General features: G+C 72.3%; 24 protein-coding genes and 1 tRNA gene. 18 read left to right on the top strand and 7 right to left on the bottom strand.

Features of this window, described 5'->3' with window-relative positions; all coding sequences use genetic code 11:
• Positions 1–3: 3 nt before the first annotated feature.
• From D6B71_RS19200 to sodN, 3 genes are all read right to left on the bottom strand, one after another.
• Positions 4–804 (bottom strand): RNA polymerase sigma factor SigF, encoded by an 801-nt coding sequence (locus D6B71_RS19200; RefSeq protein ID WP_240641572.1) that lies wholly within the window; start codon positions 802–804, stop codon positions 4–6.
• A gap of 25 nt (positions 805–829) precedes the next feature.
• Positions 830–1,252 (bottom strand): ATP-binding protein, encoded by a 423-nt coding sequence (locus D6B71_RS19195; RefSeq protein WP_121258097.1) that lies wholly within the window; start codon positions 1,250–1,252, stop codon positions 830–832.
• Positions 1,253–1,612: 360 nt separating this feature from the next.
• Complete coding sequence (sodN, locus tag D6B71_RS19190; protein WP_121258095.1) at positions 1,613–2,017, bottom strand: superoxide dismutase, Ni; 405 nt, start codon at positions 2,015–2,017, stop codon at positions 1,613–1,615.
• An 81-nt stretch (positions 2,018–2,098) separates the two neighbouring features.
• Here sodN and D6B71_RS19185 point away from each other — a divergent pair, with 81 nt between their 5' ends.
• The 4 genes from D6B71_RS19185 (at position 2,099) to D6B71_RS19170 (ending at position 5,533) form a co-directional block, all read left to right on the top strand.
• Positions 2,099–2,467, top strand: coding sequence for a S24/S26 family peptidase (locus D6B71_RS19185; RefSeq protein WP_240641571.1), 369 nt, complete (start codon positions 2,099–2,101; stop codon positions 2,465–2,467).
• A 166-nt stretch (positions 2,468–2,633) separates the two neighbouring features.
• Positions 2,634–3,833: an NAD(P)-dependent malic enzyme gene (locus D6B71_RS19180; protein ID WP_121258093.1), complete on the top strand. Its 1,200-nt coding sequence runs from the start codon at positions 2,634–2,636 to the stop codon at positions 3,831–3,833.
• A gap of 45 nt (positions 3,834–3,878) precedes the next feature.
• Entirely contained in the window at positions 3,879–4,847 is a 969-nt protein-coding gene (locus D6B71_RS19175; protein WP_121258090.1) for a zinc-binding dehydrogenase, read from the top strand.
• Positions 4,844–5,533, top strand: a complete 690-nt coding sequence (locus D6B71_RS19170) for an SDR family oxidoreductase (RefSeq protein ID WP_206051851.1) — start codon at positions 4,844–4,846, stop codon at positions 5,531–5,533. Before D6B71_RS19175 ends, D6B71_RS19170 begins: the two co-directional genes overlap by 4 nt.
• 16 nt (positions 5,534–5,549) lie before the next feature.
• Here the strand turns inward: D6B71_RS19170 and D6B71_RS19165 are convergent, their stop codons facing one another.
• The 3 genes from D6B71_RS19165 to D6B71_RS19160 all read right to left on the bottom strand — a co-directional run bounded on the left by D6B71_RS19165 (position 5,550) and on the right by D6B71_RS19160 (position 10,133).
• Positions 5,550–6,185, bottom strand: a complete 636-nt coding sequence (locus D6B71_RS19165; protein WP_121258088.1) for an acetoacetate decarboxylase family protein — start codon at positions 6,183–6,185, stop codon at positions 5,550–5,552.
• 79 nt (positions 6,186–6,264) lie between these two features.
• On the bottom strand, positions 6,265–6,441 hold the full coding sequence (locus D6B71_RS22935) for a DUF6104 family protein (protein WP_164519745.1): 177 nt from the start codon (positions 6,439–6,441) through the stop codon (positions 6,265–6,267).
• Between the two features lie 11 nt (positions 6,442–6,452).
• Positions 6,453–10,133 (bottom strand): multifunctional oxoglutarate decarboxylase/oxoglutarate dehydrogenase thiamine pyrophosphate-binding subunit/dihydrolipoyllysine-residue succinyltransferase subunit, encoded by a 3,681-nt coding sequence (locus D6B71_RS19160; RefSeq protein WP_420846337.1) that lies wholly within the window; start codon positions 10,131–10,133, stop codon positions 6,453–6,455.
• A gap of 325 nt (positions 10,134–10,458) precedes the next feature.
• Here D6B71_RS19160 and D6B71_RS19155 point away from each other — a divergent pair, with 325 nt between their 5' ends.
• Both D6B71_RS19155 and D6B71_RS19150 read left to right on the top strand, forming a co-directional pair.
• Positions 10,459–11,196: a hypothetical protein gene (locus tag D6B71_RS19155; protein WP_121258084.1), complete on the top strand. Its 738-nt coding sequence runs from the start codon at positions 10,459–10,461 to the stop codon at positions 11,194–11,196.
• Positions 11,193–12,110: an LCP family protein gene (locus D6B71_RS19150; RefSeq protein WP_240641567.1), complete on the top strand. Its 918-nt coding sequence runs from the start codon at positions 11,193–11,195 to the stop codon at positions 12,108–12,110. The genes D6B71_RS19155 and D6B71_RS19150 overlap by 4 nt, the downstream gene beginning before the upstream one ends.
• Before the next feature lie 67 nt (positions 12,111–12,177).
• On the opposite strand, the gene D6B71_RS19145 is transcribed toward D6B71_RS19150, so the two are convergent.
• A tRNA-Arg gene (locus D6B71_RS19145) sits at positions 12,178–12,250 on the bottom strand.
• Positions 12,251–12,389: 139 nt separating this feature from the next.
• On the opposite strand from D6B71_RS19145, the gene argS reads away from it, so the two are divergent.
• From argS to D6B71_RS19085, 12 genes are all read left to right on the top strand, one after another.
• The gene (argS, locus tag D6B71_RS19140; protein WP_121258080.1) at positions 12,390–14,054 is read left to right on the top strand and encodes an arginine--tRNA ligase; all 1,665 of its coding nucleotides are present in this window, start codon (positions 12,390–12,392) and stop codon (positions 14,052–14,054) included.
• 28 nt (positions 14,055–14,082) lie between these two features.
• Positions 14,083–15,531 carry a diaminopimelate decarboxylase gene (gene lysA / locus D6B71_RS19135; RefSeq protein WP_121258170.1) on the top strand — a complete coding sequence of 483 codons (1,449 nt, stop codon included), beginning with the start codon at positions 14,083–14,085 and terminating at the stop codon, positions 15,529–15,531.
• Positions 15,528–16,853 (top strand): homoserine dehydrogenase, encoded by a 1,326-nt coding sequence (locus D6B71_RS19130; RefSeq protein WP_121258078.1) that lies wholly within the window; start codon positions 15,528–15,530, stop codon positions 16,851–16,853. The genes lysA and D6B71_RS19130 overlap by 4 nt, the downstream gene beginning before the upstream one ends.
• Complete coding sequence (thrC, locus tag D6B71_RS19125; protein WP_121258076.1) at positions 16,850–17,941, top strand: threonine synthase; 1,092 nt, start codon at positions 16,850–16,852, stop codon at positions 17,939–17,941. Before D6B71_RS19130 ends, thrC begins: the two co-directional genes overlap by 4 nt.
• A 10-nt stretch (positions 17,942–17,951) precedes the next feature.
• Positions 17,952–18,860, top strand: a complete 909-nt coding sequence (gene thrB, locus D6B71_RS19120) for a homoserine kinase (RefSeq protein WP_164519744.1) — start codon at positions 17,952–17,954, stop codon at positions 18,858–18,860.
• 231 nt (positions 18,861–19,091) lie between these two features.
• Positions 19,092–21,131 carry a transcription termination factor Rho gene (gene rho, locus D6B71_RS19115; protein WP_121258072.1) on the top strand — a complete coding sequence of 680 codons (2,040 nt, stop codon included), beginning with the start codon at positions 19,092–19,094 and terminating at the stop codon, positions 21,129–21,131.
• Positions 21,132–21,300: 169 nt separating this feature from the next.
• Entirely contained in the window at positions 21,301–21,672 is a 372-nt protein-coding gene (locus D6B71_RS19110) for a response regulator transcription factor (protein WP_121258070.1), read from the top strand.
• A gap of 202 nt (positions 21,673–21,874) precedes the next feature.
• On the top strand, positions 21,875–23,467 hold the full coding sequence (locus D6B71_RS19105; protein ID WP_126688327.1) for a sensor histidine kinase: 1,593 nt from the start codon (positions 21,875–21,877) through the stop codon (positions 23,465–23,467).
• Between the two features lie 127 nt (positions 23,468–23,594).
• Positions 23,595–23,816: a 50S ribosomal protein L31 gene (rpmE, locus tag D6B71_RS19100; protein WP_121258066.1), complete on the top strand. Its 222-nt coding sequence runs from the start codon at positions 23,595–23,597 to the stop codon at positions 23,814–23,816.
• Positions 23,817–23,935: 119 nt separating this feature from the next.
• Entirely contained in the window at positions 23,936–25,009 is a 1,074-nt protein-coding gene (gene prfA, locus D6B71_RS19095; RefSeq protein WP_121258064.1) for a peptide chain release factor 1, read from the top strand.
• The gene (gene prmC / locus D6B71_RS19090; protein ID WP_121258062.1) at positions 25,006–25,857 is read left to right on the top strand and encodes a peptide chain release factor N(5)-glutamine methyltransferase; all 852 of its coding nucleotides are present in this window, start codon (positions 25,006–25,008) and stop codon (positions 25,855–25,857) included. Before prfA ends, prmC begins: the two co-directional genes overlap by 4 nt.
• On the top strand, positions 25,854–26,513 hold the full coding sequence (locus D6B71_RS19085; RefSeq protein WP_121258060.1) for an L-threonylcarbamoyladenylate synthase: 660 nt from the start codon (positions 25,854–25,856) through the stop codon (positions 26,511–26,513). The genes prmC and D6B71_RS19085 overlap by 4 nt, the downstream gene beginning before the upstream one ends.
• Position 26,514 lies beyond the last annotated feature (1 nt).

Here is a 26,514-nt window from a genome sequence, read left to right as displayed (position 1 = left end):
CCGTCAGTGCGCGGACTCCTCGAGCGAGGAGCGCAGCTGCACCAGTGTGCGGTTGAGCAGCCGGGAGACGTGCATCTGGGACACCCCGATCTCCTCGGCGATCTGGGACTGCGTCATGTTCTTGAAGAACCGGAGCAGCAGGATCCTCTTCTCGCGCGCGTCCAGCCGGTCGAGCAGCGGCTTGATCGACTCACGGATCTCGACGTGCTCGAGGTTGGCGTCGTCGACCCCGATCGCGTCGAGCATGGAGGCGGCCCCGCCCTCGCTGTCGTCGCTGGCGTCGAGCGACAACGTCGAGTAGGCGTTGCTGCTCTCGATGCCCTCGACGATCTCCTCGACGGTGCAGCCCACGGCCTCGGCCAGCTCGCGCGGCGTGGGGGAGCGGCCCAGGCTCTGGGTCAGCTCGGCTCCGGCCGTGGCGATCTGCATGCGCAGCTCCTGGAGCCGGCGGGGCACCCGGATGGCCCAACCCTTGTCGCGGAAGTAGCGCTTGATCTCGCCGATGATCGTCGGGGTCGCGTAGGTGGAGAACTCGACGCCCCGGTCGGAGTCGAACCGGTCGACTGACTTGATCAGCCCGATCGTGCCGACCTGGACCAGGTCCTCGAACGGCTCGCCGCGGTTGCGGAACCGTCGGGCGCAGTGCTCGACCAGCGGCAGGTGCAGGTGGACCAGCGCCTCGCGCGCCGTCTCGCGGGCCGCCTCGTCGGCGCCGGCTGCCCGCAGCTGTGCGAAGAGCTCGGCGCTGCGCCGGCGGGTCGCGTCACCTGCGGTGCCGGGCACCGTGTCCGGGGGATGCTGCACTCCCGAGAGAGCCTGATCGGTCATGTCAGCTGCCGCCCCCGAAGGAGAGTGCCGAGGACTCCATGCTCATCGACACCGCGATCAGGCCGTGCCGGACGTCGACCTCCGCGCTGGTGGCGAGCGTGGTCAGCACCTGCCAGGCGAAGCTGTCGTAGTCGGGGGCGACGGCCGCGGCGGCCTCGACGCCCACGGTGATGATCAGTCGGCCCGGCTGCAGGTGGAACCAGGCGCGCAGGTCGGAGCCGGAGTCGGCCTGCGGCAGGATCATCGCGCAGGCCTCGCCCACGGCGATCCGCAGGTCCTCGATGTCGTCGATGGTGAAGTCGAGCCGCGCGGCCAGCCCGGCCGTCGTCGTGCGCAGCACGGACACGTAGGCGTTGTCGGCGGGCAGCCGCAGCTCCACGTCCGCGTGCTCCTCCGTCGTCGCGCTCACCTGTCCGGTCACCATGTGTCGTTCCTTCGTCCGCGTGTCCATCCCCCGATGCCTCCCCAGACCCTAGTCGCGGGTCGAGCCCGCGGGGGCGGGACTGAGGAACCTGGGGAGAGCCACGCCGAAATGCCCCAGCGCCGCCCGCTCCGAGGAGTGGACGGCGCTGGGGGACAGGTGGTTCCCGGGTCTCCGGCAGGTGGACCCGACCGGGCCCTACAGCTGGGCCTCGCGGTCACCGGGTGACCCGGCCGGTTGTCACAGACCAAGAAGGGCTTGTGACCCGTCTCGACCTGGTCGCTGCGGTGATGCGCGACTGCTGAGCCTCGCGGTCACCAGGTGGATCCGACCAGGCTTACAGACGAAGAAGGGATGACGAAGTCATCCCTTCTTCGTCTCCCAGAAGATCTCCGCGATCTCGTCGATCTTGGCGAGCAGCTGGTCGGCGACCTCGGCGTCGAAGACGGCCTTGGTGCCGCCGCCACCGCCGGCGAGCTTGGTCGCCTCGTTGAACAGCTGGTGCAGCTGGGGGTACTTCTCGAAGTGCGGAGGCTTGAAGTAGTCGGTCCAGAGCACCCACAGGTGGTGCTTGACCAGCTCGGAGCGCTGCTCCTTGATGAGCGTGGCGCGGGTGCGGAAGTCGGGGTCGTCGTTGTCCGCGACCTTGGCGATGATCGCCTTGATCGACTCGGCCTCGATCCGGGCCTGGGCCGGGTCGTAGACGCCGCAGGGCAGGTCGCAGTGGGCGGAGACCTCGACAGTGGGTGCGAACAGTCGCGCGAACATGCGTGTCCTCTCGTCTTCGGTTGTCGTGAACGTCGTTCAGCTCGTTGCTGATCGGACTGGCAGCACTGCGACACTACTCGGGTGACCGAGCGAGGACGAGGTGCGATCCGGTCCGTCCGCAGGGTGGGCGCAGCGGGCCCCGTGCTCGGCCTCGCGAGGGTGCGGGGCGAGTCGATGCGCCCGACGCTGCGCCCCGGTGACCGGCTGCTGGTCCGATACCGGCCGCGGGTGCGACCCGGCCGTCTCGTGGTGGCGCGGTTCGCCGACGGCACCGTGGCCGTCAAGCGCGCCACCGAACGGCGTACGACGCGCAGCGGCGCCGTGGGCTGGTGGCTGCTCAGCGACCAGCCCGAGGCCGGGGTCGACTCGCGGCACCGTGGCCCCGTGCCGGACGCCGACGTGGTCGCCGTGGTGCTCGCCAGGATCTGGCCCCGCCCGCGGCTGCTGTGACCCACCGCACTGCCGGACGCCACCACCGGCGTCGTGACCGCTGTGAAAGACTGCGGTGACGGCAACCCCCGACCCGACGGTTCCGCGGCACACCCTTCCGCGTCGAGCCGGGCCCCACCACCGGTCCTTCGAGTACGGCCCCGCGCCTGGAGAGTTCGACACACACATGCCTGCAGCACCGAGCAACGACCCCGCACCGGAGCACCCGCACGCCGGAGACCCCGTGTTCGACCTGCACGTCGGCGGGAAGATGGAGACGGTCGCCACCGTCTCGGTGGCCGACCGGGATCACCTCTCGCTGGCCTACACCCCGGGGGTGGCCCGCGTGTGCGAGGCGATCGCCGAGGACCCCGCGCTCACCCAGCACTACACCTGGGTGCCCAACACCGTCGCGGTGGTGACCGACGGGACCGCCGTGCTCGGCCTCGGCGACATCGGTCCCGCCGCGGCGATGCCGGTCATGGAGGGCAAGGCGGTGCTGTTCAAGCAGTTCGGCGGCGTCGACGCCGTCCCGATCTGCCTCGACACCACCGACGTCGAGGAGATCATCGAGACCGTCGCCCGGCTGGCGCCCAGCTTCGGCGGCATCAACCTGGAGGACATCTCCGCTCCCCGGTGCTTCGAGATCGAGGACCGGCTCAAGGAGCGCCTCGACATCCCCGTCTTCCACGACGACCAGCACGGCACCGCGGTGGTCGCGCTGGCCGCGCTCGAGAACGCGCTGCGCCTCACCGGGCGCAGCCACGAGTCGACCAGGGTGGTCATCTCCGGCGCCGGCGCCGCAGGCGTGGCGATCGCGAAGATCCTGTTGGAGGCCGGCATCCAGGACCTCGCGGTCACCGACCGCAAGGGCGTCGTGCACTCCGGGCGCCACGACCTGACCCCGGTCAAGCGCGCGCTGGCCGCGATCACCGCCGACAAGAGCGGCCGCAGCGGCACGCTCTCGGAGGCCCTCGACGGGGCCGACGTCTATCTCGGCGTCTCGGGCGGCACGGTCCCCGAGGAGGACGTCGCGCGGATGGCGCCGGACGCCATCATCTTCGCGATGGCCAACCCCAACCCCGAGGTGCATCCCGAGGTGGCGCACCGGCACGCCCGGGTGGTCGCCACCGGCCGCTCCGACTTCCCGAACCAGATCAACAACGTGCTGGCCTTCCCCGGCATCTTCCGTGGGGCCTTCGACGTGCACGCCACGGCGATCACCGAGGGCATGAAGCTCGCGGCCGCCGAGGCGCTGGCCGGGCTCGTGGGCGACGAGCTCGCCGAGGACTTCGTGATCCCCTCGCCGTTCGACCCTCGGGTCGGCCCGGCGGTGAGCGCGGCGGTCGCCGAGGCAGCCCGTCGCGACGGCGTCGCGCGCAGATAGCGGGACGCACGCCGGGGGAGTTCGGCGTCCCGGTAGGTTCGCCCTATGTTCGCCGTGTACGCCGACAGGCTCTCGTCCGACGACCCGCTGTCCGCCCTGGTGGTGGGGGAGCGGCCCGACCCGGAGGTCCCCGACGGGTGGACCACGGTCACCGTGAAGGCCGCGTCGCTGAACCACCACGACCTGTGGTCGCTGCGGGGGGTGGGGCTGCGCGAGGAGTCGCTGCCGATGATCCTCGGCTGCGACGCCGCCGGCCTCGACGAGGACGGCAACGAGGTCGTGGTGCACGCGGTGGTCAGCGACCCCTCCTGGGTCGGCGACGAGACGCTAGACCCGAAGCGGTCGCTGCTCTCCGAGCGGTTCCAGGGCACCTTCGCCGACCGGGTCGCCGTGCCGCGCCGCAACGTCGTGCCGAAGCCGGCCTCGCTCTCGTTCGAGGAGGCGGCCTGCCTGCCCACCGCCTGGCTGACCGCCTATCGGATGCTGTTCACCCAGGGCCAGCTCAAGGCCGGTGACACGGTGCTGGTGCAGGGCGCCGGCGGCGGCGTCGCGACCGCCCTGATCATCCTCGCCCGGGCCGGAGGGCTGCGGGTGCTCGCCACCAGCCGCGACGAGGCCAAGCGTGCGCGTGCCCTCGAGATCGGCGCCCACGAGGTCTTCGAGTCCGGCGCCCGGTTGCCGGTGAAGGTCGACGCGGTCATGGAGACCGTGGGCCGCGCCACCTGGTCGCACTCGGTGCGCTCGCTGCGTCCCGGCGGCGCGATCGTGATCTCCGGAACGACCTCGGGCCCCAAGCTCGACGACGCCGAGCTGACCCGCATCTTCTTCCTGCAGCTGCGGGTGATCGGCTCGACCATGGGCACCCGCGCCGAGCTGGCCTCGCTGGTCACCATGCTCGACGCCACCGGCACCCGCCCGCTCGTCGACCGCACCCTGCCGATGACCGACGCCGCCGACGGCTTCGCCGCGATGGCGAGCGGTGACCTGTTCGGCAAGGTCGTCTTCACCCGGTGACCGGCCGACGGACCCACCTGCTCACCGGCGCCGGCTCCGGCATCGGCGCGGAGCTCGCCGACCGGCTGAGCGAGCGCGGCGACCGGCTGGTGCTGGTCGCCCGCTCGGCCGAGCGGGCCGCCGAGCTCGAGCAACGGTTCGCGGGCGCCTCGACCCTGGTGGCCGACCTCGCCGACCCCACGACGATCGAGCAGTTGGCCCTGCCCGCGCGGCTCGAGTCGGTGGTCCACGCCGCCGGCGTCGTCGAGCTGGGGCCGGTGGCCGAGCTCTCCACCGCGGCCTGGGTCGAGCAGACCACGGTGAACCTCGTCGCCCCGGCCGCGCTCACCCGGGCCGCGCTCCCGGCCCTGCGGGCCGCCCGCGGCACCGTGGTCCTGGTGAACTCCGGCGCCGGACTGGCCGCCCACCCGCAGTGGGCGGCGTACGCCGCGTCCAAGCACGGCCTGCGCGCGCTGGCGGACTCGCTGCGCGCCGAGGAGGCTCCGCACGGGGTGCGGGTGACCTCGGTCTACCCCGGACGCACGGCCACCGCGATGCAGCGCAAGGTGCACGAGCAGGAGGGCAAGGCCTACGACCCCGCGGACTGGATCCGGCCCGGGACCGTGGCCGACGCCGTGTTGCAGGTGCTGGACCTGCCGCGCGACGCGACGCTCACCGACGTGACGGTGCGCCCCGGACCCCGCTGATCCGGGGCCGAGCCGGTCAGGCGAACGACATCCGGAACCCCGACATCCGGAACGAGGCCAGCTGGCGGCGCCCGCGCAGCCAACCGAGCGGCCCGTCGGCGGCGAACTCCCACGAGCCGCGGCAGGGCAGGCTCCGCGCGGAGCCGGTCAGCTCCGCGGTGCGCTCCGCGCCGTCGGTCTCGGCGATGCCCGGCTGCCAGGTGCCGCCCTTGAACGGAACCCGCGGCGCCGCCCGGGAGACGTCGGTGAACCGCGCCTCGGCGATCGGCCGGCGCTGGGCCGAGGCGCTCCACTCGGTGTGGGCCAGCGGCCCGCGGTAGTCGGACTCGAGCGTGAAGTCGCACAGGTCCTTGGGGATCGCCCACAGCTCGCGGCCGCCCGCCACCGAGGCGGGGGAGTCGACCCAGATGTCGGTGATCGAGACCCGCCGCCCGTGCTGCGCGGAGCGCACCGGCCGGGCCACGAGCAGCTCGGAGTAGGTCAACGGGCTGCCCGGCTCGTAGCTGACCCACGCCACCCCGTAGACGCCGGCCGGGCGCAGCTCGTCGACCGGGTCGGGCACCCGGAACAGCGAGAGCCACAGCTGTCCGACCATCCGCCACGGCGCGGGCGGATAGGCGGTCACGGACGGCGTGTCGGCGGGCTCGGTCATGCCGCCACCCAACCGGGCGGGCGGGCCGGCCGCAAGCAGCCGGCCCGCCCGGCGGGACGCGGGGACGCCGGGGGAGCGGTCAGTCGTCGGGATCGTCGAGACGGGCCAGCCAGGTGGCGAACCGTTCGACGGCGACCTCGAACTCCGGGTGCGCGTCGGTGAACTCGCCGAGCCGGTCGGCGAGCCAGGCGAGGGTGACCTCCTCCTCGCCTCGGCGCTTCTCCAGCTCCTCGATGCCGCGGTCGGTGAAGTACATGGCGGGCCCGGTCAGGAGAAGGCCTTGCCGAGGAGCCCCTTCTGCTCCTCGACGTGCCGCTTGACCGTGCCGACCGACGGCGAGGACGACGCCGGCCGGGTCACCGGCTCGACGGTGATGTCCAGGCCCGGCCAGGTGTTGAGCTGGTAGTGCGGCCACGGGCCCATGTTGAGCGGCTCGTCCTGCACCCAGCGCACCTTCTTCAGGTTCGGGAACCGGGCGATCTCGGCCTTGATCTCCTCGTCGGGGCGCGGGTAGAGCTGCTCCACCCTGGCCACCGCGAAGCGCTCGGCGTCCTCGCGCTTGGACCGCTCGACCATGATGTCCCAGGTCACCCGGCCCGAGCACAGCAGCAGCGTGTCGACCGACCCGGTGTCGGCGGCGTCGTCGCCGATGAACGGGCGGAAGGTGCCGGAGGTGAACTCCTCGGGTCGCGAGGCGGCCTCCTTGCGCTTGAGCATCGACTTGGGCGTGAAGACCACCAGCGGCCGGTGCTCCTCGCCCAGCGAGTGCCGGCGCAGCAGGTGGAAGTACGACGCGGGGGTCGAGGGCTGCGCGACCACGAACGCCTCGTCGGCGGCCATGGTCAGGAACCGTTCGATCCGGGCCGAGGAGTGGTCGGGTCCCTGCCCCTCGTAGCCGTGCGGCAACAGCAGCACCACGCCGGACTGCTGGCGCCACTTGGTCTCGCCGGCGGAGATGAACTCGTCGATCACCGTCTGCGCGCCGTTGACGAAGTCGCCGAACTGCGCCTCCCAGAGCACCAGGGCGTCGGGACGGGCCACGGAGTAGCCGTACTCGAAGCCCAGCGCGGCGTACTCGCTGAGCAGCGAGTCGTAGACGTGGAACTTGGCCTGGTCCTCGGTGAGCGAGGACAGCGGGGTCCACTCGTCGGCGTTGCGCCGGTCGATGATCGTGGCGAAGCGCTGCACGAAGGTGCCGCGCCGGGAGTCCTGGCCGGCAAGCCGCACCGGCCGGCCGTCCATCAGCAGCGAGCCGAAGGCGAGGATCTCGCCGGTGCCCCAGTCGATCGGGCCGTCGGTGATCGCGCTCGCCCGGCGCTGCAGCTGCGGCAGCACCTTCGGATGCACGGTGAAGCCCTCCGGCGGGGTGACGTAGGCGTCGGAGATCCGCTTGAGCACCTCCGGGGCCACCGCGGTCTCGGCCTCGCCGGCCGGCTTCTCAGGGTAGTCGGGGACCGTGGTCCACTCCTCGGGCTGGCTGCTCGCCTCGCGGACCTCGGTGAACACCCGCTCCAGCTGCTGCTGGTAGTCGCGCAGGACCTGCTCGGCCTCCTCGATCGTGATGTCGCCACGACCGATGAGCGACTCGGTGTAGAGCTTGCGCACCGAGCGCTTCTGCTCGATCAGGTCGTACATCAGCGGCTGGGTGTACGACGGGTCGTCGCCCTCGTTGTGCCCGCGGCGGCGGTAGCAGACCAGGTCGATGACGACGTCCTTCTTGAACGCCTGGCGGTACTCGAACGCGAGCCGCGCCACACGGATGCAGGCCTCGGGGTCGTCGCCGTTGACGTGGAAGATCGGCGCCTGGACCATCCGGGCCACGTCGGTGCTGTAGAGCGTGGAGCGCGACGAGCCGGGGGAGGTGGTGAACCCGACCTGGTTGTTGATGACCAGGTGGATGGTGCCGCCGGTGCGGTAGCCGCGCAGCTGGGAGAGGTTCAGCGTCTCGGCCACCACGCCCTGACCGGCGAACGCGGCGTCGCCGTGGACCAGCAGCGGGAGGACGGGGTACTCCGCACCCCGGTCGAGGACGTCCTGCTTGGCCCGGGCGATGCCCTCGAGCACCGGGTCGACCGCCTCCAGGTGCGAGGGGTTCGCGGCCACGGAGACCTTGATCTTCTCCCCGGAGCCGGCGACGAACTCGCCCTCGGCGCCGAGGTGGTACTTCACGTCGCCGGAACCCTGCACGGTGCGCGGGTCGATGTTGCCCTCGAACTCGCGGAAGATCTGGGAGTACTTCTTGCCGACGATGTTGGCCAGCACGTTGAGCCGGCCGCGGTGCGCCATGCCGATGCACACCTCGTCGAGGTCGGCCTCGGCGGCCGCCTCGCAGATCTCGTCGATCACCGGGATCGTGGTCTCGCCGCCCTCGAGGCTGAACCGCTTCTGGCCGACGAACTTCGTCTGCAGGAAGGTCTCGAAGGCCTCGGCCTGGTTGAGCTTGAGCAGGATCCGCAGCTGCTCCTCGCGCGGGGGCTTCACGTGCGGCTGCTCGACGCGCTGCTGGATCCACCGGCGCTGCTCGGGGTCCATGATGTGCATGTACTCGATGCCGATGGTGCGGCAGTAGGAGTCGCGCACCACGCCGAGGATGTCGCGCAGCTTCATGAACCGGCGGCCCTCGCCGCCGAACGAGCCGGTGGCGAACTCGCGGTCGAGGTCCCACAGGGTCAGCCCGTGCGACTCGACCTCGAGGTCGGGGTGGCTGCGCTGGCGGTACTCCAGCGGGTCGGTGTCGGCCATCATGTGGCCGCGGACGCGGTAGGCGTGGATCAGCTCGAGGATCCGGGCCTGCTTGGAGATCTCGTCGTCGTGGTTGGTCGCGATGTCGCGCGCCCAACGGATCGGCTGGTAGGGGATCCGCAGGCTGCGGAAGATCTCGTCGTAGAAGCCGTCCTCGCCCAGCAGCAGGTGGTGGAGGCGACGCAGGAACTCGCCGGACTGGGCGCCCTGGATGACCCGGTGGTCGTAGGTCGAGGTCAGCGTCATCACCTTGCCGACCGCGTTGCGGGCCAGCGTCTCCGGCGAGGCGCCCTGCCACTCGGAGGGGAACTCCATCGAGCCGACCCCGATGATCGCGCCCTGGCCCTTCATCAGCCGCGGCACCGAGTGGGTGGTGCCGATGCCGCCCGGGTTGGTCAGCGAGATCGTGGTGCCCTGGAAGTCCTCGACGCCCAGCTTGCCGTCGCGGGCCTTGCGGACGATCTCCTCGTAGGCGGTCCAGAAGCCCGCGAAGTCCATGCTCTCGGCGGCCTTGATGCTCGGCACGAGCAGCTGGCGGGTGCCGTCCTTCTTGGGCACGTCGATCGCGAGACCGAGGTTGATGTGCGCGGGCGTGACCAGGTTCGGCTTGCCGTCGACGACGTCGTACCCGACGTTCATCTCGGGCATGGCCTTGAGCGCCTGCACCATCGCGTAGCCGATGAGGTGGGTGAACGACACCTTGCCGCCGCGGGCGCGGGCGAGGTGGTTGTTGATGACCGTGCGGTTGTCCCACAGCAGCTTGACCGGAACCGTGCGCACCGAGGTGGCGGTCGGCACGGTCAGCGACTCGTCCATGTTCTTCACGGTGCGGGCGGTGGCGCCGCGCAGCACGGTGAACGTCGGCTCGTCCTTCGCCGCGGTCGGCGCCGGCGGGCGGGACTCCTTCGGCACCGGCGAGGTGGTGCCCTTGGCGGGCTCGGCGGCCGGTGCCTCGGGGCGCGGCTTCGCGGCCGGCGCGGGCTTGGACTCGGCCGGCGCCTCGGCGGCCTTGCCGGTCGATCGCCGCGGGGCCGACGCCTCGGGGGCGGGCGTGGACTTGCGCTCCGGCGCCTTGGCGACTCCGGTCGACGGCGTGGGCGCGACGGACGACTGCTGCCCGTTGGCGGTGCCGCCGCCGTTGGCCGCGAAGAACCGGGCCCAGGCCGGATCGACGCTGCTCGGGTCACGCTTGAACTGCTCGTACATCTCCTCGACGAGCCAGTCGTTGGCTCCGAAGTCCCCGGAGGGGTCGAGTGAGGTTTCGTCAGGAGACTGGCTGCCTGAGGGCTGCGGCACGACTAGGTTCGCCTCTTCCAATGAGCGCGCGCGGATGCTTGGCGGGTGCAAGGTTAGTCGCACACGCACGCAAATGCTCAGGTCAGGGTCGCACGTCGGGCAGGCTTGTCCTTCGGGCCCGGCGAGTGGGGGACCGGGCCCCGGTCGACGCCCGGTCGACCCTGGTCGTGACCGGGCTGCCGAGCCGGGTCGAGCTACCACGAGCCAGGACGAGCCAGGACGAGGGAGTCCGCTGATGAAACCCCAGACCCGCGCGTCGTCGGGCGCAGCCCGCAGCGGCGCGGTCCGCGCGCTGGGCGTGGCCCTGGGCCTCGCGCTGACGCTCGGTGCGTGCACCGGAGACGACGGTGGAGGCGAGCCGGGCGACCCGGGGGAGACGGGAGCCGGTCCGGCCAGCGAGCCGCTGGCCACGACCGCCAGGCTCGGCGAGCTCAGCGGACGCGTGTCGGCGCCGCGCCGGCGGCTGGTGCTGCGGCAGGTGGTCCGGGTCGTCGACGGCTGGCTGGACGCGGCGTACGTCGCCGGGGACTACCCGCGCTCCGGGTTCGGCGACGCCTGGCCGGGCTTCAGCGCCGACGCGCGCGTCCAGGCACGGCGTGACGCCGGCCTGACCAGCAACGCCCGGATCGGTGAGCAGGTCGAGTCCGTGACCGCCACCCGGCGCCGGGTGGTCGTCGACGTGCTCTCCGTCGACGGCCGGCCGGTCGGTGCCACGGCCCGGATCGACGTGCGACTGCGGCTGGACGGCGAGATCGCGCGCACCGACCAGGTGCGCGGGCGGCTGCTGCTGACGCCCTCGGCGAAGGGGTGGGCGAAGGGCTGGACGGTGTTCGGCTACGACCTGAGCCGGGGCCCTGCCGTGCCGGGGAAGAGCAAGGCCGACGGGGCCGGCAAGGGCAAGGACGGCAAGAACGGCAAGAACGGCAAGAACGGCAAGAACGGCAAGGCCGGCAAGAAGGGTGGCCGAGGATGATCGGGATGGGGCGGCGCTGGCGCCGCGCGGCGCGGGTGGCCACGGTGGGCGCCGTGCTCGCGGTGGCGGGACTGGTGGTCCCGGACTCGACCGTCGCGCCCACCGACGTCACGCTGGTCAAGCTCGAGCACGCCTCGGGGGTCGACGTCGACCCCGACGTGGTCTGGATCCTCGCGGTCGGCTCGGACGCCCGCCCCGGGGAGGACATGAACCGCACCCGCGGCGACGCGCTGCAACTGGTCGGGATGAACACCCGCACCGGCGCGGCGACCACGATCGGCATCCCGCGCGACTCGTGGGTGCCGATCCCGGGGGTGGGCTCCAACCGGGTGAACGCGGCGCTCTACTACGGCGGTCCCGAGCTGCTCGGCCGCACCGTCGGCGACCTGGTGGGCGTCCAGCCCGACTACGTGTTCGTCACCCGGTTCCCGTTCTTCGAGGACATGGTCGACGACATCGGCGGCATCCACGTGCAGAACCCGCGCTACTTCTACGACGAGAACCTCAAGCCGAAGGGCTTCGCCGCCGGGAGGATCAGGCTCGACGGCTACGGCGCGATGGCGTTCTCCCGGATCCGCAAGTCCCTGCCGGGAGGCGACTTCGACCGCTCCGCGAACCAGCAGCGCACCCTGCGCGGCATCCAGGAGGCGGTCGCGGCCCGCGCCGACCAGCCCGGGTTCATCGAGCGCGGGGTGCTGAGCGTGCTGCAGCACATGCACACCGACCTGCCGCCGGCGGAGCTGTTCCGGCTCGCCCAGGCGGTCGCGCAGGTCGACCCGGCGAGGATCACCAACTGCGTGGTGCAGGGGTCGATCGGCAACGTCGGTGGGGCCAGTGTGGTGCTGCCCTACGTCGAGCAGGCCCGCCGCTACGGCGACGCCGCCCGCGACGACGCGACCATCGAGCGCTGCTGACGGATCAGGCCCGGTGGACCTGTCGGTCCGCCGGGCCTGCGATGTGGTGCGAGTGAACCTGCGTGGGCGCCCCCGGCAGGATTCGAACCTGCGACTCCTGGTACCGGAAACCAGTGCTCTATCCCCTGAGCTACGGAGGCATGCTGCCGCGACGACGACACCGTCGAGGTGGCTGCGCGTCACCCTACAGCCGACCCGCGACCGGCGCGCAATCGGCCCGGGCATCCCAGGCCGGATATCGATGCAAGGGACCGGGTCGGTCGCCGATACGCTGGACCGGTGACTCCTGAGCAGCTCTCCACCGCGATCGTCGACGTCCTGACGACGCTGTCCCTCGAGGGTGCCTTCACCCTGCCGGACGGCGTCCCGACCTCGGTGAAGGTGGAGCGTCCGCGATCTCGGGAGCACGGCGACTACGCCACCAACGTCGCGCTCCAGCTGGCCAAGAAGGCCGGCGTCAACCCGCGCGAGCTGGCCACCCTCGTCCAGAGCCGCCTCGAGGGCGTCGACGGCATCGCCGGCGTCGACATCGCGGGCCCGGGCTTCCTCAACATCACCGTCGCCGCCGGCGCCCAGGGCGTGGTCGCGGCGCAGATCGTCGACGCCGGCGCGCGCTACGGCCACACCGAGACCCTGCAGGGCGAGCGGATCAACGTCGAGTTCATCTCGGCGAACCCGACCGGCCCCCTCCACCTCGGGCACACCCGGTGGGCGGTCGTCGGCGACGCCGTCGCCCGGGTGCTCGCCGCGGCCGGCGCGGTCGTCACCCGGGAGTTCTACATCAACGACCGCGGCAACCAGATGGACCTGTTCGGTGCCTCGATCGCGGCGGCTGCCCTCGGCGAGCCGACTCCGGAGGACGGCTACCACGGGGCCTACGTCGCCGACCTCGCCAAGCAGATCGTCGCCGACGACCCGTCGGTGCTCGAGCTGCCCGACGACGAGCGGCTGGTCGCCTTCCGCGAGAAGGGCTACGCGCTGCAGCTGGCCGACCAGCAGGAGCAGCTGGCGCGGTTCAACACCGTCTTCGACGTGTGGTTCTCCGAGCGCAGCCTGCACGACAGCGACGACGTCGCCACCGGGCTGGAGAAGCTGCGCGCCCAGGGCCACCTCTACGACGCCGACGGCGCGCTGTGGATGCGCACCACCGACTTCGGCGACGACAAGGACCGGGTGCTGATCCGCAGCAACGGCGAGCTGACCTACTTCGCCAGCGACACGGCGTACTACGTCAACAAGCGCGCCCGGGGCTTCGACCGCTGCATCTACCTCCTCGGCGCCGACCACCACGGCTACGTCGGCCGGCTCAAGGCGATGGCCGCCTGCGCCGGAGACGACCCCGAGCGCAACATCGAGGTGCTCATCGGGCAGCTGGTGAAGATCCTGCGCGGCGGCGAGGAGGTGCGGCTGTCCAAGCGGGCCGGCGAGATCGTGTCCCTGGAGGAGCTGATCGACGAGATCGGCACCGACGCGCTGCGCTACTCCCTCGCGCGCTACCCGGCCGACTCCCCGCTCGCCCTCGACATCGCCGAGATCACCAAGCAGTCCAGCGACAACCCGGTGTTCTACGTGCAGTACGCCCACGCCCGGATCTCCTCGATCCTGCGCAACGCCGGCGACCTCGGCATCGAGCTGTCCACCGACGGCTTCGACCCCGAGCTGCTCACCCACAGCAAGGAGGGCGACCTGCTGCGTTCGCTGGCCGAGTTCCCGCGGGTGGTCGCCAGCGCCGCCGAGCTGCGCGAGCCGCACCGGGTCGCGCGCTACCTCGAGGAGCTCGCCGGGGTCTACCACCGCTTCTACGACACCTGCCGGGTGCTGCCGATGGGCGACGAGGAGACCACCGGTCTGCACCGCGCCCGGCTGGTCCTGGTCGGCGCGACCCGCACCGTGCTCGCCAACGGCCTCGCTCTGCTCGGCGTCTCGGCGCCCGAGCGGATGTGACCGGCCGACCGAGGAGGACGCTGCTGTGGTGCGCGCGCACGAGGCCGGCTGGGCCCATGCCGAGGGAGCGCTGAAGGGGCCGATGTGGCTCCGCGAGCCCGCCGACGTCAACTCGCTGGTGCCGCTGCTGTGGTCGGCGACCGCACGCAAGGTCGACGGGGTGCTCGAGGTCGGTGGGGTCCGGCTGCCCGACCTGGTCGCCGAGCACGGCTCCCCGGCGTACGTCCTCGACGAGGCCGACTTCCGGGCCCGGGCCCGGGCGTTCCGTGACGGCTTCGCGGGCTACGACGTCTACTACGCCGGCAAGGCGTTCCTGTGCACCGCGGTGGCTCGCTGGGTCGCCGAGGAGGGGCTGCGCCTCGACGTCTGCTCCGGCGGTGAGCTCGCGGTCGCCGAGCGGGCCGGGTTCGACCCCGCCCACATCGGCTTCCACGGCAACAACAAGTCCGAGGCCGAGCTGCGCCGGGCGGTGCGGCTCGGGGTGGGCCGGATCATCGTCGACTCCTTCCACGAGATCGAGCGGCTCGCACGGATCGCCACCGAGCTGGACGCGGTCGCCCCCGTGATGGTCCGCGTCACCGCCGGCGTGGAGGCGCACACCCACGAATACATCGCCACCGCGCACGAGGACCAGAAGTTCGGGTTCTCGATCAACGCGGGCGATGCCCTCGAGGCGGTACGCCGCGTGCTCGCGGCCCCGGGGCTGGAGCTGCTCGGCCTGCACTCCCACATCGGGTCGCAGATCTTCGACTCCTCCGGCTTCGAGGTGGCCGCCCGGCGAGTGCTGGCCCTGCACGCGCGGGTCAGCGAGGAGCTGGGCGTCACGATGCCCGAGATGGACCTCGGCGGCGGGTTCGGCATCGCCTACACGACCCAGGACGACCCGGCCGACCCGGCGCAGCTGGCCACCGAGATGACCAAGATCGTCGAGCACGAGTGCCGAGCGCTGGGCGTGGCGGAGCCGCGGCTCTCCATCGAGCCCGGCCGGGCCATCGTCGGGCCGGCGATGTGCACGGTCTACGAGGTCGGCACCGTGAAGCGGGTCGCGCTCGACGGCGGCGCCAGCCGCACCTACGTCTCGGTCGACGGCGGCATGAGCGACAACATCCGCACCGCCCTCTACGACGCCGACTACTCCTGCACGCTGGCCTCCCGCGCCTCGTCGGCGGCGCCGCTGCTGGGGCGGGTGGTCGGCAAGCACTGCGAGGCCGGCGACATCGTGGTCAAGGACGAGTTCGTGCCCGGCGACCTGGCGCCCGGCGACCTGGTCGCGGTGCCCGGCACCGGGGCCTACTGTCGCTCGATGGCCTCCAACTACAACCACCTGCTGCGGCCCCCGGTGGTCGCGGTGCGGGACGGCGTGGCCCGGGTCGTCGTCCGGCGCGAGACTGAGGACGACCTGCTGGCGACGGACGTGGGCGATGCCGGCGGTACCGTCGATTTCGGTGAGATGGGCGAGATGGGTGATGACGCGTGAGCACGAGTGACGCCGGGAGGGCGGACAAGCCGCTGCGGGTGGCCGTGCTGGGCTGCGGCTCGGTGGGGTCGCAGGTGGTGCGCCTGATCGACGAGCAGTCCGAGGAGCTGGCGGCCCGGGTGGGCGCGCGCCTCGAGCTCGGTGGGGTCGCGGTGCGGCGCCTCGACGCGCCGCGCGAGGTCGAGGTGCCCGAGGGCCTGCTGACCACCGACGCCCACGGCCTGGTCTCGCGCCCCGACATCGACCTCGTGATCGAGGTGATCGGCGGCATCGAGCCGGCCCGGTCGCTGATCCTCGCCGCCCTCGAGAACGGCGCCTCGGTGGTGACCGCCAACAAGGCGCTGCTCGCCGAGGACGGCCCGACGCTGTTCGAGGCCGCCGAGAAGGCCGGACGCGACCTCTACTACGAGGCCGCCGTGGCGGGCGCGATCCCGATCCTGCGGCCGTTGCGCGAGTCGCTCGCCGGCGACCGGGTGACCCGGGTGCTCGGCATCGTCAACGGCACCACCAACTTCATCCTCGACCGCATGGACACCGCCGGCACCGGCTTCTCCGAGGCGCTCGAGGAGGCCCAGGACCTCGGCTACGCAGAGGCCGACCCCACCGCCGACGTCGAGGGCTTCGACGCGGCCGCGAAGGCGGCGATCCTGGCCTCGCTGGCCTTCCACTCCCGGGTGACCGCGGCCGATGTGCACCGCGAGGGCATCTCCGACGTCACCGCCGCCGACGTGGCCTCGGCCCGCGACATGGGTTGCGTGGTGAAGCTGCTGGCGATCTGTGAGCTGCGCGAGGACGCCGACGAGCCGGCCGTCGCGGTGCGGGTGCACCCGGCGATGATCCCGCGCTCCCACCCGCTGGCCTCGGTGCGTGAGGCCTACAACGCGGTGTTCGTCGAGTCCGAGGCGGCCGGACAGCTGATGTTCTACGGCCCCGGTGCCGGCGGCTCGCCCACCGCCTCCGCGGTCCTCGGCGACCTGGTCACGGTGGCCCGCAACGCGCTGGCCGGGGCCCGCGGCGTCGGCGAATCGGCGTACGCCGACCGGCGGGTGCTGCCGATGGGCGAGACCCGGACCCGCTACCACGTGGCGATCGACGTCGACGACCGCGCCGGGGTGCTCGCCCAGGTCGCGACCGCGTTCTCCGAGCACGGGGTCTCGATCCAGACCGTCCGGCAGGAGGGCCGCGACCTCGACGCGCAGCTGGTGGTGGTCTCGCACGAGGCCACCGACGCCCAGCTCAGCGCCACCGTCGAGACACTGCGCCACCTGGAGATCGTCCGCGAGGTCACGTCCGTGATGCGCGTGGAGGGAGAGAGCGAATGAGCACCGTCGAGGCCAGGGCCGTCCACACGCATCAGTGGCGCGGGGTGATCGAGGAGTACCGCCCGCTGCTCGACCTGCCTGTTGGCGTCGAGGCCGTCACGCTGCGCGAGGGGGGCACGCCGCTGGTGCACTCCGGCTGGCTGTCGGGCCTCACCGGCGCCCAGGTGCACCTCAAGGTCGAGGGCGACAACCCGACCGGCTCCTTCAAGGACCGCGGCATGACCGCCGCGATCTCGGTGGCGCGGCACCAGGGCGCCGAGGCGGTGGTCTGCGCCTCCACCGGCAACACCTCGGCCTCGATGGCCGCCTACGCCGCCAAGTCCGGCCTCAAGCCGCTGGTCCTGGTCCCCGAGGGCAAGATCGCCGCCGGCAAGATGGCGCAGGCGATCGTCCACGGCGCCCAGGTGATCATGGTGCGCGGCAACTTCGACGACTGCCTGCGGCTGGCCCGCGGGCTCGCCGAGGAGTTCCCGGTCGCGCTGGTCAACTCGGTGAACCCGGCCCGGCTGGAGGGACAGAAGACCGCGGCGTTCGAGATCGTCGACTTCCTCGGAGACGCGCCCGACTTCCACCTGCTGCCGGTGGGCAATGCCGGCAACATCTCGGCGTACTGGCTGGGCTACACGCAGTACGCCGCCCGCGGGGCCGCGACCCGCACCCCGGTGATGCGCGGCTTCCAGGCTGCCGGCGCCGCGCCGCTGGTGACGGGGGAGCCGTTCCCCGACCCCGAGACCAAGGCCACCGCCATCCGCATCGGCAACCCGGCGTCGTGGAAGCTGGCCGAGGCGGCGCGTGACGAGTCCGGGGGGCGCTTCGCCTCGGTGACCGACGACCAGATCCTGGCCGCCCAGCGGCTGCTCGCCCGCCACGACGGGGTGTTCGTCGAGCCGGCGTCGGCCGCGGGCGTCGCCGGGTTGCTGCAGGAGCTCGAGCAGGGCGAGTCCTATGCCGGCAAGACGGTCGTGTTGACGGTCACCGGTCACGGGCTCAAGGACACCGTCACCGCGCTGGAGGGCGTCGGGCCGATCGTCGACACCGTGATCGAGCCCGACGTGGGCGCCGCCGCGTCCGCGGCGGGTCTGGCCTGAACCGGCCGTGGTGACCTTCGTCGAGGGTCCGGTCCGAGTCTCGGTCCCGGCCACCTCGGCCAACCTGGGGCCCGGATTCGACTCGCTCGGACTGGCGCTGGGGCTGCGCGACCACCTCGAGGCCGAGGTGGTCGCCGACGGGCTGAGCATCGAGGTGACCGGCGCGGGGGCGGAGCAGCTGCCCCGTGACGAGCGGCACCTGGTGGTGCGGGCGATGCGCGCGGCGTTCACCGAGATGGGCGCCCGGCCGCCCGGCCTGCGTCTCTCGTGCGGCAACGTCGTACCGCATGCCCGCGGCCTCGGCTCGTCCTCGGCGGCGATCGTGGGTGGGCTGGTGCTGGCTCGGGCGTTGGTGGCGGGCGGCTCGCTGCTCCTCGACGACGATGCGCTGTTCCGGTTGGCCGCGACGCTCGAGGGTCACCCCGACAACGTCGCCCCGGCCCTGTTCGGTGGGTTCGTCATCTCCGGCCGCCAGGACGAGGCGTTCTTCGCGGTCCCGTCCGCGGTCGACCCGCGGGTGGGCGTGGTCGTGTTCGTGCCCCCGGACTTGGTGAGCACCCGGACCGCCCGGACGCTGTTGCCCGCTCAGGTGCCCCACGCGGACGCCGCCGCGGACGCCGGTCGTGCGGCCCTGCTGGTGGCCGCCCTGGCGGGCCAGCCCGAGCACCTGTTCCTGGCCACCCGCGACTACCTGCACCAGGGCTACCGCAGGACGGCGATGCCGGCCTCGCTGGAGCTGGTCGAGCGGCTGCGAGCCGAGCGTGTGCCGGCGGTCATCTCGGGTGCCGGCCCGACCGTGTTGGCCTTCTCGGAGGCCTCCGAGGCGCCGACCACGCGACGGTTGCTGGCCCGGGCACCGCAGGGTTGGACCGCCCACCACCTGGCCGTCGACGTCGAGGGTGCCCGGGTGCTGGCCTGACCGGTCCCAGCTGGGGTGTCCGATGCCACAAGCCGCGAGCCTGGTGCTACATTTGCCGGGCGCCGCAGATCCTGGCGCAGTGCCTGCGGCCGAGCCCAGGTGCACACACTCTCCCTCTTGTGCGGACCTCGTCCGCACGCCACTCCGCTCTGCTGCGGCGAGGAGAGCCAGACCCCGTTGCCGACAGTCCATCGCGGCTGCTGCGGCACTGATACGTGGGAAGGACCTCACGTGACCCAGACCTCCGAACCCACCTCCCCTGCGTCGGGGTCGTCCGCCGGCACGGAGGCGTCGCCGGCGCCGAAGAAGCGCGGTGGTGGGCTCAGCTCGATGCTGCTCGCCGACCTGAAGTCGATGGCCGCAGGCATGGGCATCCCCGGTGCCGGCTCGATGAAGAAGGCACAGCTGGTCGAGGCCATCAAGGCCTCCCAGACCGGGGCGCAGGCCGCCGCCTCGCCGGCGACTCCCGCCCAGGACGGTGCCGAAACACCGGCGGCCGGCGTGACGGCGACCCGCACGCGGCGGGTCCGGCAGCGCAACACGACCGCCGAGGGAACCGGTGCGGAGGCACCCACCGACTCGACGGCGTCCGCGAGCGACGGCGAGCCCGCGCCGGAGCGCCGTGACTCTCGTGGGCGGCAGCAGGGCGGACCGCGGGAGCGGCAGGACCAGCAGGACCAGAAGCAGGACCAGAAGCAGGGTCTCGAGCAGGATCAGAAGCAAGGGCGCGAGCAGGACCAGAAGCAGGGCCAGAAGCGCGAGCAGGGGCAGCGGCGCGACCGGGACCAGAGCCAGAACCGGGACCGGGACCAGAGCCAGAACCGGGACCGCGACCAGAGCCAGAACCGCGACCAGAGCCAGAACCGCGACCAGAGCCAGAACCGGGACCGCGACCAGAGCCAGAACCGCGACCAGAACCAGAACCGCGACCAGAACCAGAACCGCGACCGGGACCAGAACCGCGACCAGAGCCAGAACCGCGACCGGGACCAGAACCGCGACCAGAGCGACCAGGACGACCTGGACGGCGACGGCCGCGGCCGCAACCGGCGGCGCCGAGGACGAGACCGCGAGCGGACGCGTCCGGGCCAGCGCGGGGAGCCGGACACCACGATCCTCGACGACGACGTCCTGGTCCCGGCGGCCGGCATCCTCGACGTCCTCGACAACTACGCCTTCGTGCGCACCAGCGGCTACCTGGCAGGCCCCGACGACGTCTACGTCTCGCTGTCGATGGTGCGCAAGTTCGGCCTTCGCCGCGGCGACGCTCTGGTGGGCCAGGTCCGTCAGCCGCGGGAGGGCGAGCGGCGCGAGAAGTTCAACCCGATGGTGCGCATCGACTCGGTGAACGGGGCCGACCCCGAGGCGGCCAAGCACCGGGTCGAGTTCGCACAGCTGACCCCGCTCTACCCCTCCGAGCGGCTGCGCCTCGAGACCGGGCACGACAACCTGATCGGTCGGGTGGTCGACCTGGCCGCACCGATCGGCAAGGGGCAGCGGGGTCTGATCGTGTCGCCGGCCAAGGCGGGCAAGACGATCATCCTGCAGATGATCGCGAACTCGATCACCACCAACAACCCGGAGTGCCACCTGATGGTGGTGCTGGTCGACGAGCGTCCCGAGGAGGTCACCGACTTCGAGCGCTCGGTGAAGGGCGAGGTGATCTCCTCCACCTTCGACCGGCCGGCGTCCGATCACACGACGGTCGCCGAGCTGGCGATCGAGCGGGCCAAGCGGCTGGTCGAGCTGGGCCACGACGTGGTCGTGCTCCTCGACGGCATCACTCGCCTGGGGCGGGCCTACAACCTGTCGACCCCCGCCAGCGGCCGGATCCTGTCCGGGGGCGTGGACTCTGCGGCGCTCTACCCGCCGAAGAAGTTCTTCGGCGCCGCGCGCAACATCGAGAACGGCGGCTCCCTGACCATCCTCGCCACCGCGCTGATCGAGAGCGGTTCGAAGATGGACGAGGTGATCTTCGAGGAGTTCAAGGGCACCGGCAACATGGAGATCCGGCTGCGCCGCGACTTCGCCGACAAGCGCCTGTTCCCCGCGATCGACGCCGTCGCGTCGGGCACCCGCCGAGAGGAGCTCCTGCTCAGCAAGGAGGAGCTGGCGATCGTGTGGAAGCTGCGCCGGGTGCTCTCCGGGCTCGACGGCCAACAGGCCCTGGAGCTGCTGCTCGAGCGGTTGCGGAAGACACAGAGCAACGTGGAGTTCCTGATGCAGATCCAGAAGACGACCCCGGCCGCGGACGGCGTCGACGAGGACTGACACCGTTCTGTGCGGACGCCGGGCGCCGGACTCTGCGGCGAGTTCCGACGCGGCGCCCAGATCGCGGATAGGCTGAACCCCGAACGGGCGTGGCAGTGGGCGACTCCCGCAACGCGACCCCGCACACTCCGCGGGCAGTCACGCAGAACCCAGAGGGGAAGGGGATGTCGTGGCACGGATCCTGGTGGCCGACGACGACGTCGACATCCGTGAGCTGGTCGAGTTCAAGCTCTCCACGCTCGGGCACGACATCGTGGCAGTCGCAGACGGTGCGGCCGCGGTGGAGGCCTGCCAGGCCAGACGCCCCGACCTGGCGGTGCTCGACGTGATGATGCCCGGTGTCTCAGGGCTCGAGGCGATCCGCGCGATCCGGGCAGACCCGGGTCTGGCCGACCTGCCGGTCATCCTGCTCACCGCCCGCGCCCAGGAGTCCGACGTCGAGACCGGGTTCGACTCCGGTGCCGACGACTACATCACCAAGCCGTTCAGCCCGCGTGAGCTGGCCTCGCGCGTCGAGGCGCTGCTCGCCCGCGCCCACTAGGGCGGGTCTCCGGCCGGAGCCTTCGTGGCTCCCCGGCGACCGATCGTGAGGACAAGTCCACAACTTCGCCACAGCCGCTCAACAGACGCGCCGTGCGGAGCGAAGTGTCGCCCGTCTCACGCCACCGGGCGTTACGGTGGGCGGAGCGGACTCGGCCCCTGCCGAGTCTGTGCGGGGGAACTCAGGCAGGGGGATGCTCGACATGGCGCTCGGAGCGAGCAACGGACGCACGGTGGCAGGGCTGGTCACCGCGGTGCTGGCCCGAGTGGGTGCGGTGGTCTGCGTGGTGGCCCTGGTTGCCGTCGCGGGCGTGGTGGCCGCGAGTGTCGCGGTCAGCAGGCTCACCGGTGACCTCGAGCCCGCGGTGGCGGCGAACCGGGCGGTCCTGCAGGACCTCACCGAGATGGACGCCGCGACGTCCGACTGGGCGCTGACCCGGGAGCCCTCCGCCGTCGACGCCTACGACCAGGCGCGCTCGCGCCTCTCCGGGCACCAGGGGCAGGTCCGAGCCGCCGTCGCCGGCTCCTCCGGGCTGTCCCGGCTGGTGTCCGAGCAGGAGGAGGCCGTCGGGCTGTGGATCTCCGACTACGCCGCGCCGCGCATCGCCAGGACGGGCGAGGGAGCCGCCGGCTCGCTCCAGCAGGAGCGCCGGCTGTCTCGAGCCGGTGACGAGCTCTATGCCGATGTGCTGTCCGCCCACCAGCAGACCCAGGGTGCGCTCGACGCCCGGGTCCGCAGCGCCGACCGGCAGGTGACGTGGGTGCTGCGCGGCACCATCCTCGGCGTCGTCGCCCTGGCCGTCCTGGCCACGCTGCTTCTCGGGCGGGCCAAGCGCAGGTTCCTCGTCGAGCTGTCCGAGCCGCTGCGCGGGCTGGAGTCGGTGGTCCACAAGATGGCCCGCCGCGAGTCGCACGTGCGGGCCGCCGAGCACGGCCCGAAGGAGGTGCGCGCCGTCGCGGCCGCGCTCAACGACCTCGCCGACGCCCAGGCCCGGGCCCAGGCAGTGGAGTCCCGCATCCAGAACGAGCTGCGGGTCCTCGACACGGCGAAGGACGACTTCGTGTCCAACGTGTCGCACGAGCTGCGCACCCCACTCACGACGATCAGCGGCTACCTGGAGCTGGTGGCCGAGGAGTTCGAGGGCAAGATGGAGCCGCGCCACGAGCGCATCCTGGAGGCGACGCGGCGCAACGTGACCCGGTTGAAGACGCTCATCGACGACCTGCTCACGCTCTCCAAGGCCGAGAGTCGGCCGGCCGACCTGGAGCAGGGCGAGCTCGGCGGGATCCTCCGCGACGCGGTCACCGACGTCCGGATCACCGCGGCCCGCCGCTCCATCGGCGTCCGGGTCGACATCGCCGAGCCGCTCCCGGTGCTGGCCGACCGGGCGATGCTGCAACGGGCCTTCCTGAACGTGTTGACGAACGCGGTGAAGTTCAGCCGAGAGGGGGGCCAGGTCGAGGTCTCCGCCCGGCACGTCGGCCACGACGTCGTGGTGTCGGTCACCGACCACGGCATCGGCATCCCGGCGGCAGAGCTGGACCGGCTCGGCACCCGGTTCTTCCGGGCGTCGAACGCGGTCACCAACGAGATCGCCGGCACCGGACTGGGGCTGCGCATCGTGCAGACGATCGTCGACCGGCACGGCGGCGACGTGGTCATCGAGTCCCGTGAGGGCGTCGGCACGACCGTCGCCCTGCGGCTGCGGCTCCAGCCTGCCCCGCTGGTCGTGGAGCCGGTCTCCGGGCCGGTCGTGGGGCCGGTCGAGCGGGGGCGGGTGACGGCGGCCTCCTGACCGGCCGTCGTCGGCGGAATGCCACCGATTACCGCCGTGTTCTGGAGGGTGGCACAATTGCGTGCCGGTTCCGGTTCACGTCGTCCGCAGAGCGCGGTCGGCGACCCGGCGGCCCAGAGAGGACACCATGAAGAAGGACATCCACCCCGAGTACGTCGACACCGAGGTGACCTGCACCTGCGGTAGCACGTTCACCACGCGCAGCACCGCGACGTCCGGCAAGATCCACGCCGACGTCTGCTCGCAGTGCCACCCGTTCTACACCGGCAAGCAGAAGATCCTCGACACCGGCGGCCGCGTGGCCCGGTTCGAGGCCCGCTACGCGAAGGCCACCCAGAACAAGAAGTAGCCGTCTCCGGGCGCCGGTCGCCCCGCTTGCATGCGGGGGGCCGGCGCCCGTGCTGTGCCTGGGCCCGGCCGGATCGACGGCCCCGGGTCACCCACCGAAGCCACCCACCGGGAGCCGCCATGTTCGAGGCCGTCGAGGGCATGCTCGCCGAGCACACCGCGCTCGAGTCGCAGCTGGCGGCGCCCGAGACGCACGCCGACGCACGCCTCGCCAAGCAGCTCAACCGCCGGTACGCCGAGCTGTCCGCCGTGATCGGCGCCTGGCGCGAGTGGGGCCGGCTCGGCGAGGATCTCGAGGCGGCGCATGAGCTGGCCGCCGAGGACGCCGCCTTCGCCGACGAGGTCGACCTGCTGACCACTCGGCGCGCCGAGGCCGAGGAGCGCCTGCGGCGGCTGCTGGTGCCGCGCGAGGCCACCGACGACAAGGACGTCATCCTCGAGGTGAAGTCCGGCGAGGGCGGTGAGGAGTCCGCGCTGTTCGCCGGCGACCTGCTGCGCATGTACACCCGCTACGCCGAGGGGCGGGGCTGGAAGGTCGAGGTGCTCGACGCCACCGAGTCCGACCTGGGCGGCTACAAGTCGGTGACGGTGGCCGTCAAGGCCAAGGGCACGCCCGAGCCCGGCGAGGCGCCGTACGCGCTGCTCAAGTTCGAGGGCGGCGTGCACCGCGTGCAGCGGGTGCCGGTCACCGAGTCGCAGGGCCGGGTGCACACCAGCGCCGCGGGGGTGCTGGTGCTGCCGGAGGCCGAGCCGGTCGACGTCGAGGTCGACGACCACGACCTGCGCATCGACGTGTTCCGCAGCAGCGGCCCGGGCGGCCAGAGCGTCAACACCACCGACTCCGCGGTGCGGATCACCCACCTGCCCACCGGCATCGTGGTCTCCTGCCAGAACGAGAAGAGCCAGCTGCAGAACAAGGAGCAGGCACTGCGCATCCTGCGCTCCCGGCTGCTCGCCGCCGCCCAGGAGGAGGCCGACGCGGAGGCCAGCGAGGCTCGCCGCAGCCAGGTTCGCACCGTCGACCGCTCCGAGCGGATCCGCACCTACAACTACCCGGAGAACCGGATCTCCGACCACCGCACCGGCTACAAGTCCTACAACCTCGACCAGGTGCTCGACGGCGACCTGCAGCCGTTGCTCGACTCCTGCGTCGAGGCGGACCTGGCCGCCCGGCTCGAGGCCCTGGAGCAGTGACGGGTCGGCGAGAACTGCTGCACGAGGGGACGGCGCGGCTGCGGGAGGCGGGGGTGGCGAGCCCGGAGCACGACGCGGCCGAGCTGCTCGCGCACGTGCTCGGCTGCTCGCGCGGCCGGCTGCCGCTCGTCGACGAGGTGAGCGCCGGCGACGCCGAGCGGTACGCCGCGCTGGTGACCCGGCGCGCCGGGCGGACGCCGCTGCAGCACCTGACCGGCGTGGCCGCCTTCCGGCACGTGGACCTCCAGGTCGGGCCCGGGGTGTTCGTCCCGCGGCCCGAGACCGAGCTGCTGGCCGGGTGGGCGGTCGAGCGCGCCGCAGCGCTCTCCGAGCCCGTGGTCCTTGACCTGTGCACGGGTTCGGGGGCGATCGCTCGGGCCATCGCCGACGAGGTGCCGGCCGCCCGGGTGCACGCCGCCGAGCTCGACCCCGCCGCCCATGCCTGGGCCGAGCGCAACCTGGCCGGCACCGGCGTCGAGCTACGGCTCGGCGACATGGCCGAGGTGTTCGAGGAGCTGCTGGGCCGAGTCGACGTGCTCACCTGCAACCCGCCGTACATCCCGCTGGAGGCGTGGGAGTCCGTCGCTCCGGAGGCACGCGACCACGACCCGCACCTCGCGCTCTTCTCGGGCGCCGACGGGCTCGACGCGATCCGGGTGCTCGAGCGCCGGGCGGCGCTGCTGCTGCGGCCCGGGGGAGTGGTGGCGGTGGAGCACGCCGACCAGCAGGGCGAGTCCGCGCCGGCGGTGTTCACCGACACCGGCCGGTGGCGTGAGGTGCGCGACCACCGCGACCTGGCCGGTCGGCCGCGCTTCGTGACGGCCACACTGGCAGGATCAGCGTCGTGAGCGAGCGTTTCCCCACCGACACCCCCGAGAATCGCGAGGCCGCGGTCGCGGCGGCGACGCTGGCGGTCCAGCGCGGCGAGCTGGTCGTGCTGCCCACCGACACGGTCTACGGGGTGGGCGCCGACGCCTTCGACCCGGCGGCCGTGCGGGCACTGCTCGACGCCAAGGGCCGCGGTCGCGACATGCCTCCGCCGGTGCTGGTCAGCGCGGCCACCACCCTCGATGCGCTCGCGGTGCGGGTCCCGCCGTGGGCGCGCACCCTGGTCGATGAGTTCTGGCCCGGGCCGCTCACCCTGGTCTGCCACCAGCAGTCCTCGCTGCAGTGGGATCTCGGCGACACACGCGGCACCGTCGCGGTGCGGATGCCCGACCACGACGTGGCGCGCGAGCTGCTCGAACGCACCGGCCCCCTCGCGGTGAGCTCGGCGAACCGCACCGGCCTGCCGGCCGCGACCACCGCGGACGCCGCCGAGGAGATGCTCGGACAGTCGGTGTCGGTGCTGGTCGACGCCGGTGAGTCGCCTGGGGGGGCCGCGTCCACCATCGTGGACGCGACCGTCACGCCGGGCCGGGTGCTGCGCCTGGGTGCGCTGTCGCTCGAGGAGCTCAACGCCGTGCTGGAGCCGACGGGGGCCGCGCTGGTGGACGAGGGCTGAG

Source organism: Nocardioides ferulae (assembly GCF_003660455.1).
Classification (GTDB): Bacteria; Actinomycetota; Actinomycetes; order Propionibacteriales; family Nocardioidaceae; genus Nocardioides; species Nocardioides ferulae.
The sequence above is the reverse complement of the archived record's forward strand: the minus strand, read 5'-3'. Positions and strand labels throughout refer to the sequence as shown.